Source organism: Kribbella sp. VKM Ac-2566 (assembly GCF_004366005.1).
Taxonomy (GTDB): Bacteria; Actinomycetota; Actinomycetes; order Propionibacteriales; family Kribbellaceae; genus Kribbella; species Kribbella pratensis.
The window spans coordinates 145,876-159,819 of the sequence record NZ_SODT01000002.1; the positions used below are offsets into that span (position 1 = coordinate 145,876).

General features: G+C 68.3%; 15 protein-coding genes. 6 read left to right on the top strand and 9 right to left on the bottom strand.

Annotation, left to right across the window (positions count from 1 at the left end):
- Positions 1-45 precede the first annotated feature (45 nt).
- On the bottom strand, positions 46-723 hold the full coding sequence (gene mtrA / locus EV647_RS02210) for an MtrAB system response regulator MtrA (protein ID WP_133997738.1): 678 nt from the start codon (positions 721-723) through the stop codon (positions 46-48).
- A 267-nt stretch (positions 724-990) separates the two neighbouring features.
- On the opposite strand from mtrA, the gene EV647_RS02215 reads away from it, so the two are divergent.
- From EV647_RS02215 to EV647_RS02235, 5 genes are read left to right on the top strand one after another with little or no spacing between them, the layout of a single operon-like run.
- Positions 991-2,010, top strand: coding sequence for a hypothetical protein (locus EV647_RS02215; protein WP_238176976.1), 1,020 nt, complete (start codon positions 991-993; stop codon positions 2,008-2,010).
- The gene (locus EV647_RS02220; protein ID WP_133997588.1) at positions 2,007-2,636 is read left to right on the top strand and encodes a DUF4129 domain-containing protein; all 630 of its coding nucleotides are present in this window, start codon (positions 2,007-2,009) and stop codon (positions 2,634-2,636) included. Before EV647_RS02215 ends, EV647_RS02220 begins: the two co-directional genes overlap by 4 nt.
- Entirely contained in the window at positions 2,633-3,775 is a 1,143-nt protein-coding gene (locus EV647_RS02225; protein ID WP_133997592.1) for a DUF4350 domain-containing protein, read from the top strand. The genes EV647_RS02220 and EV647_RS02225 overlap by 4 nt, the downstream gene beginning before the upstream one ends.
- Complete coding sequence (locus EV647_RS02230) at positions 3,772-4,743, top strand: MoxR family ATPase (protein WP_133997595.1); 972 nt, start codon at positions 3,772-3,774, stop codon at positions 4,741-4,743. The genes EV647_RS02225 and EV647_RS02230 overlap by 4 nt, the downstream gene beginning before the upstream one ends.
- Positions 4,743-6,035: a DUF58 domain-containing protein gene (locus tag EV647_RS02235; protein ID WP_133997598.1), complete on the top strand. Its 1,293-nt coding sequence runs from the start codon at positions 4,743-4,745 to the stop codon at positions 6,033-6,035. Before EV647_RS02230 ends, EV647_RS02235 begins: the two co-directional genes overlap by 1 nt.
- On the opposite strand, the gene EV647_RS02240 is transcribed toward EV647_RS02235, so the two are convergent.
- From EV647_RS02240 to EV647_RS02250, 3 genes are read right to left on the bottom strand one after another with little or no spacing between them, the layout of a single operon-like run.
- Complete coding sequence (locus EV647_RS02240) at positions 6,032-6,727, bottom strand: phosphotransferase (protein WP_133997601.1); 696 nt, start codon at positions 6,725-6,727, stop codon at positions 6,032-6,034. The genes EV647_RS02235 and EV647_RS02240 overlap by 4 nt on opposite strands.
- Positions 6,724-7,527: a VOC family protein gene (locus EV647_RS02245; RefSeq protein ID WP_133997604.1), complete on the bottom strand. Its 804-nt coding sequence runs from the start codon at positions 7,525-7,527 to the stop codon at positions 6,724-6,726. The genes EV647_RS02240 and EV647_RS02245 overlap by 4 nt, the downstream gene beginning before the upstream one ends.
- Positions 7,520-7,861 (bottom strand): helix-turn-helix transcriptional regulator, encoded by a 342-nt coding sequence (locus EV647_RS02250; RefSeq protein ID WP_130382441.1) that lies wholly within the window; start codon positions 7,859-7,861, stop codon positions 7,520-7,522. Before EV647_RS02250 ends, EV647_RS02245 begins: the two co-directional genes overlap by 8 nt.
- A 72-nt stretch (positions 7,862-7,933) precedes the next feature.
- On the opposite strand from EV647_RS02250, the gene EV647_RS02255 reads away from it, so the two are divergent.
- Positions 7,934-8,185, top strand: a complete 252-nt coding sequence (locus EV647_RS02255; RefSeq protein WP_131344041.1) for an amphi-Trp domain-containing protein — start codon at positions 7,934-7,936, stop codon at positions 8,183-8,185.
- 43 nt (positions 8,186-8,228) lie between these two features.
- Here the strand turns inward: EV647_RS02255 and EV647_RS02260 are convergent, their stop codons facing one another.
- The 5 genes from EV647_RS02260 to EV647_RS02280 form a co-directional block, all read right to left on the bottom strand.
- The gene (locus EV647_RS02260; protein WP_238176977.1) at positions 8,229-9,110 is read right to left on the bottom strand and encodes an ABC transporter ATP-binding protein; all 882 of its coding nucleotides are present in this window, start codon (positions 9,108-9,110) and stop codon (positions 8,229-8,231) included.
- Positions 9,111-9,185: 75 nt separating this feature from the next.
- Positions 9,186-10,133 (bottom strand): ABC transporter ATP-binding protein, encoded by a 948-nt coding sequence (locus EV647_RS02265; RefSeq protein WP_238176978.1) that lies wholly within the window; start codon positions 10,131-10,133, stop codon positions 9,186-9,188.
- Complete coding sequence (locus tag EV647_RS02270; RefSeq protein WP_133997614.1) at positions 10,126-11,013, bottom strand: ABC transporter permease; 888 nt, start codon at positions 11,011-11,013, stop codon at positions 10,126-10,128. The genes EV647_RS02265 and EV647_RS02270 overlap by 8 nt, the downstream gene beginning before the upstream one ends.
- Complete coding sequence (locus EV647_RS02275; protein ID WP_133997617.1) at positions 11,010-12,032, bottom strand: ABC transporter permease; 1,023 nt, start codon at positions 12,030-12,032, stop codon at positions 11,010-11,012. The genes EV647_RS02270 and EV647_RS02275 overlap by 4 nt, the downstream gene beginning before the upstream one ends.
- 37 nt (positions 12,033-12,069) lie before the next feature.
- Positions 12,070-13,866: an ABC transporter substrate-binding protein gene (locus EV647_RS02280; protein ID WP_133997620.1), complete on the bottom strand. Its 1,797-nt coding sequence runs from the start codon at positions 13,864-13,866 to the stop codon at positions 12,070-12,072.
- Positions 13,867-13,944: the final 78 nt, after the last annotated feature.

A 13,944-nucleotide genomic window follows, 5' to 3' on the forward strand; every position in this document is an offset into this window, starting at 1 on the left:
AGTCGTCGGCGGCAGCCTGCGACTCTTGGCCGCGTCCGTACTCGATCAGTCCGCACCCGCCTTGTATCCGACACCGCGGACCGTGACCACGATCTCCGGGTGCTCAGGGTCCTTCTCGATCTTGGAGCGCAGTCGCTGGACGTGCACGTTCACCAGCCGGGTGTCGGCGGCGTGCCGGTAGCCCCAGACCTGCTCCAGCAGCACCTCGCGGGTGAACACCTGCCAGGGCTTCGACGCCAGGCAGACCAGCAGGTCGAACTCCAGCGGCGTCAGCTGGATCGTCTCGCCGGCCCGCTTCACCGAGTGGCCGGCGACGTCGATGGTGAGGTCGCCGATGGTCAGCGACTCCGGACCGGGCTCGTCCATCCGGCGCAGCCGGGCCCGGATCCGGGCCACCAGCTCCTTCGGCTTGAACGGCTTGACCACGTAGTCGTCGGCGCCCGACTCCAGCCCGAGCACCACGTCGACGGTGTCGCTCTTGGCGGTCAGCATCACGATCGGCACGCCGGACTCGGCCCGGATCGCCCGGCAGACGTCGATCCCGTCCATCCCGGGCAGCATCAGGTCGAGCAGCAGCAGATCCGGCTTGAACTCCCGGAACGCCGGTACCGCCTTGTCACCGGTTGCGACCAGATACGTGTCGTAGCCCTCGTTGCGCAGCACGATGCTGAGCATCTCCCACAACGCTGTGTCGTCGTCGACGATGAGGATGCGGCCCCGCATCGTCCGGTTACCGTCTGCCACGCCCTTAGCTCCTTGCCGTCCGCTGCCGACCGATTCGACTGCTCGGGGTGCGCCCGGCGGGTACCAGGCCGTACGCACTACGGATAGTGTCCCATTCCCGCGGTACTGCACACGCCGGATCGCCGTATGACCCCGAGTTGGGCTGTGATCATCCGGGATCATGGTGCACCGCGGGGGTTCACCACAACTCACGTGCCCACTGGTACGACGGTTCACCGGGACATTCATCGGGAGAGGAGGTACGCAGTGGCCGACCAGAGTATGCGCCTGCACGACGACGTGGCGACCGAGCCGCTGCGGCCGTGGCTGCCGGCGGATCTGCTCGACAACGCCGCCCGGACCATCTCCGACAACAAGACCATCATGCTGGGCCTGCCGGTGCTGGCCGGGATCGCCCTGGTCGCGGTGCAGGCCGTTCTGACCGAGGTCGCCGTACCTGGTGGGCTCGGTGGGTTCTTCGGGGCGGAGGATCCGTTCGGGCAGGCGGGTGCGGCTCTTTTGCTCACGTACGGCGTACAGGTGGTGCTGTTCTCGGTGGTGTCGAGCATGCTGGCCGGCATCATCGCGCTGGCCGCGGTGCGGAGTCAGCTCGCCCACCGGGCCGGTCCGCGCGAGCTGATGCGGCTGGTGCGACCTGCGCTCCCCGCACTCGCCGCCGTCGGTCTGGTGCAGTCCCTGTCGTTCATGCTGCTGATCGGCGGCTGGGGGCTCGCAGTGCTCGGCATCGGCGCCGGAGCGGATGCCGCGGTCTCCTCCGAGGCGGCCGGGGCTGCTGCGCTGGCGATGATGTTCGTCGGCGGCGTCCTGGTGCTGATCTTCGGCGTCCGCCTGGTGCTCGCGGGGACCGTGGTGCTGATGGAGGGCCGGCACGCGCCGGACATCGGCCTCTACATTCCGGTCCGAGTGGGCGTCTGGGGTGCGCTGCGGCGGTCCTGGCAGCTCGTGAAGGGCAAGTTCTGGCGGGTGTTCGGGATCCTGCTGTTCGGCGGGCTGGTGGTGAACATCATCGGTTACGCGCTGCAGTTCGGGGTCAGCGCGCTGATCCTCACCGTCGGCTCGTGGGCCGATCTGAGTGACAGCACCGGGGCCGTGGTGGTGACGATCGCGCTGGCCGTGGCAGCGGGGATCGCGACGCTGATGACGCTGATCGCGAGCCTGGCGTTCATGTCCGCCGTACAGGCCCTGATCTACCTCGACCTCCGGGTCCGGCGGGAAGGTCTCGACCTGTGGATGCGGCCGGCCCTGCGGTTCGAGGAGACGGTGTGAGCTTCTTCCCGCTGGAGCCGCCGGTCGACATCGACCGGGACCAGGCTGCCCAGGAGGCGGCCAAGGAGCTGTCCAAGTCCGCGTACCGGGACTCCGGCTCGCTGATCGAGAGGGCCATCCGCAAGGTGGTGGACTGGATCGGAGACCTGCTGGACAGCCTCACCGGCTCGTCGCCCAACGGCCACGCCGGTCTGACCATGCTGATCGGTCTGCTGGTCCTTGTGGTGGTCGTGGTGCTCTGGCGGTCCGGCGTACTACGGACCAGCCGGAGGACGAAGACCCAGGCTGTTTTCGACACTACACGGCCGCAGAGCGCCGCGGAGTACCGCGCACTCGCGGAGCGGGAGGCCGCGTCGGGTGACTTCGCGTTGGCGATCCGCAGCCGTTTCCGGGCGTGCGTAGCGGAGCTGACCGAGCGGACCGTGCTGGACGAACGGGCCGGACGTACGGCGTACGAAGTGGTCGCTGATGCGTCGCGAGCAGCGCCCATACTGCGTGACCCGCTGCAGCCGGCCGCATTGGTGTTCACGGAGGTTGTCTATGGCAACCGCCCGGGAACACCGGAGCGGTACGCCGTTGTGGTGGCTGCTGACGACGCTGCGCGAACTGCGCGGGTGGCTGCATGAGCACGCCGGTCGGGCGGAGTGTTGGCGAGAGCTGGCGTGCGTTGCGGGTACCGCTGCTCGTCACTGGATTCATTGTGCTGGCCGCGATCGTTGTCCTGATCGCTACGTCCGCACGGACGTCAGGACAGTTCAGCCCGGACTCCACCGAGTCGACCGGGGCACGGGCGCTGGCAGCGTTGCTGGAGGACCACAACGTCGACGTACACGGCACGGAGTCGCTCAACGACGCCGTACAGGCAGGAGGCGGCAGTGCGCTCCTCATCGGGCCAGGTGGCTCGCTGGACGACGGAGACTGGCGGCGGATCGCGCAGGCGCAGTGGAGCCACGTCATCCTGATCCGGCCCGGCAGACGCGCTCTGGAGGCCCTGGCGCCTGGTGTGCGGCCCACGGGCACCTCGTTGGCCAGCCGCAGCCGTCAGCCCGGCTGTGAGCTTCCAGCTGCGGTCAAGGCGGGCACGGTCACCGTCAACGGACCGACGTACTCCGCTCCCGAGGGAGCGACCACCTGTTACGGCGACGGCGTCAACAACACCGTGGTCCGGCTGGAGGTCGGCAACCGGCTCGTTGACGTGATCGGTACGCCGGGGTCGTTCATGAACGCCCGCCTCGCTGAGGACGGCAACGCAGCGTTGGCGCTCAACCTGCTGGGCACGCACCGGGATCTGACCTGGTACCTGCCGCAGTGGGAGTCGGACTACCCCGACTCCAGTGGCGAGGGCAGCGCACAGCTGATTCCGCCTGATGTCCGCTACATCGCCTGGGCGCTGGCGTTCGCCGTACTGGTGGTAGCGATCTGGCGTGGGCGGCGGCTCGGCCCCGTGGTGGCAGAGCAGCTGCCGGTGATCGTGCACGCGGCCGAGACCACTGAGGGCAGGGCGCGGCTCTACCGACGCTCACGGGCCCGCGACCGCGCCGCGTCGGCATTGCGCGAGTCAGCGCTCGGCCAGCTGCAGGAGGCCCACGGAATCCCACGGCGGGCCGATCCGTCGGCTGTGGTCGCGACTGTCGCCGCACGGACCGGCCGGGACCCAGCCATGCTGTACGAGCTGCTCTACGGCCTGCCGCCGCTCACTGACGCCGCTCTGATGTCCTTGTCCCAGGAACTCGACGTACTGACGCAGGAGGTACGACACCCGTGACGACTACCGAGGTCACCGCGGACCAGGCCCGGCAGGCGCTGGTCGCGCTCCGGACCGAGATCGGCAAGGCGGTGGTCGGCCAGGACACTGCTGTGACCGCACTGGTGCTCGCGCTGCTCTGCCGCGGACACGTGCTGCTGGAAGGCGTCCCCGGTACGGCGAAGACGCTGATGGTCCGGGCACTGTCGACAGCTATGCGGCTGAACACCAAACGTGTGCAGTTCACCCCCGACCTAATGCCGGGTGATGTGACCGGGTCACTGGTGTACGACGCGAAGACGAGCGAGTTCGAGTTCCGGCCGGGACCTGTGTTCACGAACATCCTGCTGGCGGACGAGATCAACCGGACGCCGCCGAAGACACAGGCGGCGTTGCTGGAGGCAATGGAGGAGCGGCAGGTCACTGTGGACGGCGAGCCGCGCAAGCTGCCGGTGCCGTTCGTCGTGGCCGCTACCCAGAACCCGGTGGAGTACGAGGGCACGTACCCGCTGCCCGAGGCGCAGCTGGACCGGTTCCTGCTGAAGGTGACGCTGGACATCCCGCCGCGCGACGCGGAGATCGCCGTACTCGCCCGGCACGCGCAGGGCTTCGATCCGCGGGACCTGGAGGCAGCTGGGTTGCGCCCGGTGGCCGGCCCGGAGGACTTGCTGGCCGGACAGAACGCCGTACGCCGGGTTGCGGTCCGGGAGGACGTCCTGGCCTACGTCGTCGACCTGTGCCGCGCCACCCGCCAGTCGCCTTCGCTGCAACTGGGCGTGTCCCCACGTGGCGCCACGGCGTTGCTGGCGGTCTCCCGTGCGTGGGCATGGCTGTCCGGCCGCGACTACGTCATTCCGGACGATGTGAAGGCGATGGCGCGTCCTTGCCTTCGGCATCGAGTACAGGTGCGGCCGGAGGCTGAGCTGGAGGGTGTCAGCGCGGACGCGGTGCTGGAGAGCGTGCTCGCGACGGTGCCGGTGCCACGCTGATGGTCCTGACTGGCCGAGCCGGCATCCTGGCCGCAGCCGGAGTGGTGTTCGTCGCTCTGGTGATGCCGTCGTGGGCCGGTGTCGGTGTGGTCGTTGCTGCGGTGCTGGTGGTGTGTCTGGTCGACATACTGCTGGCGGGATCGCCGCGTCGGCTGCAGTTCAGCCGGGAAGGCGACAACGCCGTACGGCTCGGTGAGCAGGCCATGGTGAATCTCCTGATCACCAACCCGGGACGGCGAGTGCGCGGGCTGCTGCGGGACGCGTGGCCGCCTTCAGCCGGCGTACTGGATCCGCCGCACAAGCTGGATCTGCCGTCCGGCGAGCGGCGTCGGCTGACCACACACCTGGTCCCGACGCGCAGGGGTGACCGGCAAGCGTTCCGGGTGACCGTGCGATCCATTGGCCCGTTGGGGTTCGCCGGACGCCAGGGGTCGCATCAGGTCGCCTGGACGGTGCGGGCGCTGCCGCCGTTCAAGAGCCGGAAGCACCTGCCGTCGCGGCTGGCCCGGTTGCGGGAGCTTGACGGACGTACGGCGTTGCTGGTGCGGGGGCAGGGGACGGAGTTCGACTCGCTGCGCGACTACGTGCCCGGTGACGACGTACGGAGCATCGACTGGCGCGCGACGGCGCGGCGCGGGAACGTCGTACTGCGGACCTGGCGACCGGAGCGGGACCGGCAGGTCGTGATCGTGATCGACTCCGGACGGCTGTCCGCGGGGCGCGTCGGCGACGCGCCACGGCTCGACCATGCGATGGACGCGGCGCTGCTGCTGGCCGCCTTGGCCACACGGGCTGGGGACCGCGTGTCCTTGCTGGCCTGCGATTCCGCGGTGCGTGCCGACGTACGGCGTCCTGCTCCGGAGGACGTGCTGCCGTCCTTCGTGAACGCTCTGGCTAACGTCGAGGCCGAGCTCGTCCAGACCGACTTCCGCATCGTCGTGTCACAGGTGCTGGAACGGTTGCGGCAACGCTCCCTCGTCGTCCTCCTCACGGGCCTCGACCCAGCCGTGATCGAGGAGTCCCTGCTGCCCGTCATCGGCCCGCTGCTGCGACGGCACGTCGTACTGCTGGCGTCCGTGGCCGACCCGCGCCTGACCGAGCTCGAGGCCGCCCGCGGAGACCTCCTGGACGTGTACGGCGCTGCTTCGGCCGCACGCACGCGCCTGGACCGGGACCGCCTGACCGCCACCCTCACGCGAGCCGGCGCCACCGTCGTCGACGAACCCCCGGACCACATCGCGCCCGCACTCGCGGACACATATCTCGCGTTGAAGAAGGCTGGGCGTCTCTAGGCCAGTGCCGCCTCGAAGATGTCGCGGTTGGCGGTGGCGAAGGCGTGCTCACGGTGGGACCAGGCGATGCGCTCGGCAGCTTCCGGACAGGGTCTCTGCGTCCAGAAGTCGACGTTCTGGATCAGGCGGGACAGGACGGCCGGGATCAGGCCGGGACGATCTGTCGCGGGCAGGTCGTAGCCGTCGGCCAGGACGCGGACCTGGTGGGCCTGGCGGGCGGGGTCGTTGTGTTTGGACGCGATGCACCAGGTCCAGACGGCGTACCCGAGGTCTTCCAGGGGATCCCCCGGGGCGGCCAGGTCGAAGTCGATGAGGGCGGCCGGGAGATCGTCGGTGAAGACGAAGTTGGTCGGCGCGGGATCGTGGTGGCAGACGACCGGTTGGCCGGCGGTGAGCGCACTGTCGCGGGTGGCGTCGTGGAAGCGACGGAGCAGTGCGCCCGCGGCGGCGATCTGCTGGTCGGACCAGCGCTGGTACCTGGACGGCACCCAACCGTCCAGGTACGTGAGGATGTCGCGGCCGGTCTCGTCCTGACCCAGGTACTTCGGGGCGGCGGTGAAACCGCGCGCGTCCAGCAGGCGCAGGAGGTTCGCGGTGAACGCCGAGTTGTCCGAGCCGGGGCGGCGTACCGTGTCGGCGACACGAACCACCCCGGGCGTCAGACGGCCTCCGGCCAGCGGGTGCTCGGTCACGCCATCGTGGGACGGGCTTGGGCGAACGTCCAGCGGTGGCCCTCCAGGTCCTCGGCTTCGTAGCAACGGTATCCGTGCTGGTGGATGTCCGAGAGGATCTTCGCGCCGTTCTCCTGACTGTGCGCGAAATGGGCATCGAGATCGTCGACGTACACCCAGACGCTGTGGTCCAGCTGCACGGTGCGCTTCTCCGTGAGCTTGAAGAGCAGGATCGCGCGGGTGCCGACCTGCAGCTCGATCCAGGACGGGTCTGTTCCCTCGGCCGGGATCTTGTCCCACGAGTCGAGGCCGAAGACCGTGTGCAGCCAGCGAGCCGCGGCGGCGGGATCCTCGTAGTACAAGGCGATCGCGAGCCGGTCCAGCTCACGCGGTGTCCGTGACGCGTGATCGCGCCGTTCGACCCAGGCCGGGAGCCAGTGAATGACGTTCGGCCAGAAGTAGAAGGCCTTCTCGCCGCGGGGGACGAGCGACTGTACGACGGTCACGCGGGTGCCGCCGTCGTACGCCTCGAAGTCGATGCGGATCTCGGTGTCGTCGACCGAACTGCGATAGGCGAACAGCACACCCGGTGTCCAGTCGGTGATCTTGCCGAGCTCGAGGACGTCGTCGGGCGGGGCGTACACCTCGAGGATGCGACCGCCGACGCCAGGCTCGATCTGCATCGCGGTGGCGCGGGCGGCGTCGAAGAAGTTGATCGGTCCCCGCACCCACCACAGGTCGATCTCCTCGGTGAAGATCTCGAACGCAGTTGCCGGATCAACGGCAACCTCGACCGATGCGGTCGCGGACGGTTCAGTCATCGGACTTGCCCTTCTGCTCGACATGGCGTTTGAAGGAGCCCAGCTGGTCGCGCCAGTGCGCCTGGACCTGGTCGAGCCAGGCTTGCACGGCCACGACGGGCTCGGGGTTGAGGCGGAAGACGCGGACCCTGGCGTCGTCCGGGACGCGCTCGTCGGCGACCAGTCCGGCTTCGAGCAGGATCCGCAGGTGCCGGCTCATCGCGGGCGACGACGCCCCGGTCGCCGCGGCTAGCTGCCCGGCCCGCTGCGGTCCTTCGCCCAGCAGTTGCACAACCTGCCGACGCGTCGGATCAGCCAGCACCTCGAAGAACCGATCCACCTGATGTTCCGCCATACCGCAATAGTTCTATCACTTGTTAACTATTGTCAATGGGTGGAAGAACCTGAGGGCTGATTGGATTGCGGTATGAGTGAGAGAGATGTCGAGAAGGACTACTCGGTCAGCGAGTTCGCCGCCAAGCTGCGGCGGTTGGCGGACGCGCTGGAGGCGGGGAAGCCGTTCCGGATCCAGGTCGCCGGTGAGCGCTTCACGGTGCCGGCGGGCGCGCGGATCAGTGTCGAGCACGAACGCGGGGAGGACGAGGAAGAGGTCGAGTTCCAACTGACCTGGGCGCTGGCCGACGCCGATCAGGAACCTGAGCAGGACGCTGAGGTCTGACTGATGTGGTGACTGGAGACATGCAATAGCAGGTCTCCAGTCACTATTTCCTGTCCCGACCCACCAGGTCGGCTACGTGGCAGGAGACTTGGGGATCGGTGGTGGCGGGGAGGACTTGCAGGGGCTGGGTCGTGCAGGCTTCGGTGCCTTTGCCCGCGGCGACGAGTTGGCAGCGGGGGTGGAAGCGGCAGCCGGTGGGGATGCGGGTCGGGTCCGGAGGTTCGCCGGTCAGGACGATGCGGTTCGGGGACTCGGGGAGAACGCTCAGAAGGGCTTGCGTATAAGGGTGTTGCGGATCCTTCAGGACGTCCTCCGTGGGGCCCGACTCGACGATGCGGCCGAGGTACATGACCGCGACCCGGTCGGCGATGTTCCAGGCCAGGCCGAGATCGTGGGTGACGACGAGCGCGGACAGCCCGAGGTCGTCGCGGAGCCGGAGCAGGAGCGAGAGGATCTCGCCACGGACCGAGGCGTCGAGGGACGCGACGGGTTCGTCGGCGATCAGCACCTTGGGGTCGAGCGCCAGGGCGCCGGCGATGACGACGCGTTGACGCTGGCCACCACTCAACTCGTGCGGAAAACGCTGGAAAAACCGTTCCGGCGGTCGCAGCCCGGCACGCGCGAGGGCGTCGGCTACCACCGCTTCCTCGTCGGGCAGACGGTGGATCCGGGGGCCTTCGGCAACCGCCTCGTAGACGGTATGGCGAGGATTCAGCGATCCCATCGGGTCTTGCAGCACGAGTTGGACCTCGCGGCGGAAGGCCCGCAGCGCGCGGCCGGAGTAGCTCAGCGATGTTCCGTCGTACGAGATCTGGCCGGACGTGGGACGTTCCAGCCCGAGGAGCGTGCGCGCGAGCGTGGTCTTGCCGCAGCCCGACTCGCCGACGAGGGCGACGATCTCGCCGGCCCCGACGGACAGGTTCACGCCGTCGACCGCCCGCGCCCGGCGTCCGCCACGGCCGGAGAACTCCACGTGCAGATCAGTTGCCTCTAGCAAGAGTCACTCCTCCCCTACCAGGACGCAGGCGGCGGCCCGGTCGGCACCGGACGCCCGCAGTTGTACGTCGGAAGTCGCACAGGACTCGAGTGCGACCGGGCAACGCGGGTGGAACGCACAACCACCCGGCAACTGTTGTGGATCCGGCGGATCGCCGGGCAGCCCGCGCGGGGCGAGGCGGGACGCGGGATCGCCGACGGTCGGGAAAGCGGCCGCCAGTGCTTGGCTGTACGGGTGCTGGAACTGCCCGGACGAAGGGCCGACCTCGACCAGCCGCCCGGCGTACATCACGGCCAGCCGATCGCACACGTCCGCGAGGACCGACAGGTCGTGCGAGATCATCAGCAACGAGATGCCGTGGTCCGCGATCAACCTGCGGATCAGCGTCAGGACCTGCGCCTGCACCATCAGGTCGAGCGCGGTCGTGGGCTCGTCGGCGATGATCAGCTGCGGCTCGCACGCCAGGGCCATGGCGATCATCACTCGTTGCCGTTGGCCACCACTCAGCTCGTGCGGGTAACTCCGGGCGCGCCACGCCGGCAACCCGACCTGCGCCAGCAGTTCTCGTACTCGCTTGGACGCGTCCGCGCCAGACGCCTGCCGATGGACGAGCAGAGGTTCCGCGATCTGATCGCCGATCCGCTGCACCGGGTTCAGCCCGTGTTGCGCGCCCTGGAACACGATCGACGCCGACGACCACCGGACAGCCCGCAGCCGGCCCCACTTCATCGCCAGCACGTCCTCGCCGTCCAGCATCACCCGCCCACCGACGACGGCGGAGCGCGGCAGCAGCCGCAGCAGCGCGAGCGCGACCGAGGACTTCCCCGATCCCGACTCCCCCGCCAGCCCGAGCGCCTCGCCGGCCGCCAGCTGCAGCGAAACTCCCCGTACGGCGGGCACGTCGGACGACTCGAGCCGGTACGTCACGGACAACTCGTCGAGCTCAAGCATGGGCACGCGTCCGCAGCCGGGGATTGAGCACAGTCTCCAAAGCCCTTCCACACAAGGTGAACGCCATCACCACCGTCACGATGCACAGACCGGGCACGAGGATGTACCACCAGGCGCCGGCGGTCGCCGCACCCCAGTCGTACGAACCGCGCAGCATCGTGCCCCACGAGGTCTTGTTCGCACTCACGCCGAGGAACGCCAGCGTCGACTCGGTGACGATCGCACTCGCGACCTCCAGCGTCGTACTTGCCAGCAGCAACGGTGCGACGTTCGGCAGCACGTGCCGCGTCGTGATGTGCCAATGGCCGGCGCCGAGCGCCAAGGAGCGTTCGATGTACGGGCGTGCCTCCACGGCTAACGTTTGCGCACGGATCAGGCGCGCCGTCGACGGCCAGGACGTCACGCCGATCGCAACAATGATCGTCGCGGTGGAACCGCCCAGGATCGCCGCCAGTACGAGCGCGGTGACCAGCGACGGGAGCACCAGGAACCAGTCGGTCACCCGCAGGATCACCGCACCGATCCAGCCCCGGAAATGCCCGGCCGCGATCCCGAGCACGGTCCCGATCACCATGCTGAGCAGTGCGGCGAGGAACCCGATCAGCAGCGAGGTCCGGGAGCCCCACCAGATCATCAGCAACACCGACCGGCCCGACTCGTCCGTCCCCAACGGATCGTCGAGACTCGGCGGCGCCATCTTCGCGCCGGTGCCGCTCACCACGTTCGTCACGCTGGAGTCGATGAAGAGCGGCGCCAGCAGTGCCAGGACAACGGCCACGGCGAGAATCACCAACCCGGCGACACCGGCCCGGTGCGTGCGGAAATCCGCCCAGAACCGTCCGATGGCGCGCCGACGGCGTACCCAGGTCACGTTGCTCATGCCGACCTCACTCGCGGATCCAGCAGGTGGTACACGACGTCCGCCAACGTGTTCATCAGGATCACCGACACCGTGATCAGCAGGAACGTGCCCTGCATCAACGTGAAGTCCGGCACCCGGATCGCTTCGTAGAACAGCTGCCCGAGCCCCGGCCAGCTGAAGATCGCCTCGACCGTCACGGCACCCCCGACCACGAACCCGATCCGCATGAACACCAGCGTCACGGTCGGCAGCAGCGCGTTCGGTACGGCGTGCTTGCGCCGTATGTCGTCGTCGCGCAAACCCTTCGCCCGCGCGGTCGTGATGTAGTCCTGCCCGACCTCGTCGATCACCGACGACCGCATCACCAGCAGGTACTGCGCGTAGACGACAGCGACCAGTGTCAGGCACGGCAGCACCATGTGCTGCGCGACATCCAGTACGCCGGCGAACCCGTCCGGCTTGTCGACGCTCGAGCTCCCGCGGGTCGGGAAGATCCCCGGAATGGGCCCGATTCCGGCCGCGAACACCATCAACAGCAGCAGCCCGAGCCAGAACGTCGGCACCGACCACAGCACCAGCGAGATGGCGGTCGACACCTTGTCGAACTTGCTGCCGGGCTTCCATCCGGCCCGTGCTCCTTGCCAGAGACCGAGGCTCACCGCCAGCACCAGCGCCGTACCGGTGAGCAGCAGCGTCGACCCGATCCGCTCGCCGATCAGGTCGAGGACGGGCCGCTTGTACTCGTACGACACCCCGAGGTCGAACCGCAGCGTCTGACCCACGAAGTGCAGGAACTGCTCGGGAATCGATTTGTCCAACCCGAGCCGCGCGCGCTCCAGGTCGAGCTGCTCCGGCGTCATGTTCCGGCCCTGCGCGAGCGCCCGGACCGGATCGCCCGGCAGCAACCGGAACAGGAAGAACGTCGCGACGATCACCATCGCGATGCTGAGCAACGCGCCACCCGCCTTGGTCGCCGCATAACGCAACAAACCATGACGGACAGGCGTCTGCTCCAGCTCCTCGACCGCGGTGGTCATGGAGCCTCCCGTCGCGGGAGGCGCGGCCATGACAGCGTCATTCGCGTTCGTCAGCCGCGCCGCTGCGGCGGCGCAGGACGAAGAAGCCGGCAAGGGCGAGTACGACGACCCCGGCCGCGATGCCCGCGATCACGCCGGTGCTCGATCCGCCTCCGTCGGCCGACGCGCCGTCCTCCGACACTGCCTCGAGCGTGTAGAACGGCCAGTACCCGGAACCGCCGTACAGCAGGCCCTTGTCCTCCGGGATCGGCGTGATGCCGGCGATCCGGTCCTTGCGGTAGCCCTCGAGATCGTTCGGGTAGTAGAGCGCGATCACCGGAGCGTCGGTGTAGAGCCTTTCCTCCATTTTCTTGATCGTTTCCGCGCGCTTTCCGCGGTCGAGTTCCTTCTGCTGCTCCAGGTACAGGCTCTCGTACGTCGGGTCGCAGTAGAACGACTCGGTGCCGCCGCCGTCACCGGACGCGGTCGGGCGCCGGCTGCACAGGTGCGTGCCGAGCACCTCCTCCGGGTCGGGGTTCACCGACCACCCGCTGATCGCGATGTCGAAGAGTGCCGTCGTACCGGTCTCCTCGGTGAACTTGCTGGAGTCGAGCCGCTTGGTGGTCAGCGTGATGCCGACCTCCTTGAACCAGCCGGTCAGGTACTCGGCGAGCTTGTCCTCGACCGGGGCGTCGGTGTGGATGCTGAACCGGAACTGCAGTTTCCGCGACCCGTCCGGCATCGCCCGGACGCCGTCAGCGCCCTTCTTGTACCCCGCGTCGTCGAGGATCTTGTTCGCCTTCGCGAGGTCGAACGTGACCTTCTCGGCGCCGCTCGCCTCCCAGAAGAAGTCCTTGTACAGCGGCGGAATGATCGACCCGTCGGCCGGTTTCGCCAGTCCGCCCTGGACCTCGTCGACCAGCTTCTGCTTGTCGATCGCGTAGTGCAGGGCGGTCCGCACCTTCGGGTCCTTCAGCGCCGGATGCCCGTCGCCGATCGGCTTGTTGTCGCTGGTCGTCGCACCGTGGTTGACCTGCAGGTACGTCGCCCGCCGACCCTGCGTGTTCCACTGGACGATGTTGTCGTCGCCCTTCAGCGACTCGAAGTCCGACGGGTTCAGCCGGCCGATCAGGTCGATGTCACCCTTCTTCAGGCCGACGATCGAAGCCGCGGGGTTGTCATAGAAGATGATCTGCAGCTCGTCGATCTTCGGCCGGCCGCGCCAGTAGTCGGGGTTCGCCTCCAGCCGGACGAACTGGTCCTTCTTGTGCTCCACCGCGACGTACGGTCCGCTGCCGACGGTCGGGTAGACCTCGGCGTCGTACTTGCCGATGTCCTTGACCTTCTCCCAGACGTGCTTGGGCATGATCGGCACCGGGTTGTCCAGCATCGACGCCTGCGGCGCCTTCAGCTTGATGGTCAGCTCCTGGCCGTTCGCGGTGACGCTCGCGAAGTTCTCCACCGCCGGCCCGTTGCCAGTCTTGGCGGCGTCGTCGGTCATCATCTTGTTGAACGTCCAGGCCGCGTCGTCGGCGGTGATCGGCTGCCCGTCCGACCACTTCGCCTGGCGGATCTTGAACGTCCAGGTCAGCCCGTCCGGCGACGTCGTCCAGGACTCGGCCAGATCCGGGCTGGGCTGCAGCGTCTTCGAGTCCGGCACCGTGAGGAAGCCGTAGATCATCCGCTGGATGGATCCCGTCACCAGCCGTACGGCGAGGAACGGGTTCATGGAGTCGACCGCCTGGGTGACCCCGATCTTGATGACCTTCTTCGGCGCCGGATCGGCCGCCATCGCCGTACCCGGCACCGCCGCCAGCACGCACAACGCCGCCAGCACCGCCAACAACTTCCTCATCGGGCCGCCCCACCTTCAGCTGGTGTTGGTGTTTGGGGAAGAACCCACACCAGCAACCACCCCGCTGTCAACAAGGTA

What these genes read in the sequence shown, in the direction of transcription:
- EV647_RS02280 (WP_133997620.1), bottom strand. Translation starts at nt 13,866, where the DNA reads ATGAGGAAGTTGTTGGCGGTGCTGGCGGCGTTGTGCGTGCTGGCGGCG.
- mtrA (WP_133997738.1), bottom strand. Translation starts at nt 723, where the DNA reads ATGCGGGGCCGCATCCTCATCGTCGACGACGACACAGCGTTGTGGGAG.
- EV647_RS02225 (WP_133997592.1), top strand. Translation starts at nt 2,633, where the DNA reads ATGAGCACGCCGGTCGGGCGGAGTGTTGGCGAGAGCTGGCGTGCGTTG.
- EV647_RS02250 (WP_130382441.1), bottom strand. Translation starts at nt 7,861, where the DNA reads ATGGCGGAACATCAGGTGGATCGGTTCTTCGAGGTGCTGGCTGATCCG.
- EV647_RS02270 (WP_133997614.1), bottom strand. Translation starts at nt 11,013, where the DNA reads ATGAGCAACGTGACCTGGGTACGCCGTCGGCGCGCCATCGGACGGTTC.
- EV647_RS02245 (WP_133997604.1), bottom strand. Translation starts at nt 7,527, where the DNA reads ATGACTGAACCGTCCGCGACCGCATCGGTCGAGGTTGCCGTTGATCCG.
- EV647_RS02235 (WP_133997598.1), top strand. Translation starts at nt 4,743, where the DNA reads ATGGTCCTGACTGGCCGAGCCGGCATCCTGGCCGCAGCCGGAGTGGTG.
- EV647_RS02255 (WP_131344041.1), top strand. Translation starts at nt 7,934, where the DNA reads ATGAGTGAGAGAGATGTCGAGAAGGACTACTCGGTCAGCGAGTTCGCC.
- EV647_RS02265 (WP_238176978.1), bottom strand. Translation starts at nt 10,133, where the DNA reads ATGCTTGAGCTCGACGAGTTGTCCGTGACGTACCGGCTCGAGTCGTCC.
- EV647_RS02275 (WP_133997617.1), bottom strand. Translation starts at nt 12,032, where the DNA reads ATGACCACCGCGGTCGAGGAGCTGGAGCAGACGCCTGTCCGTCATGGT.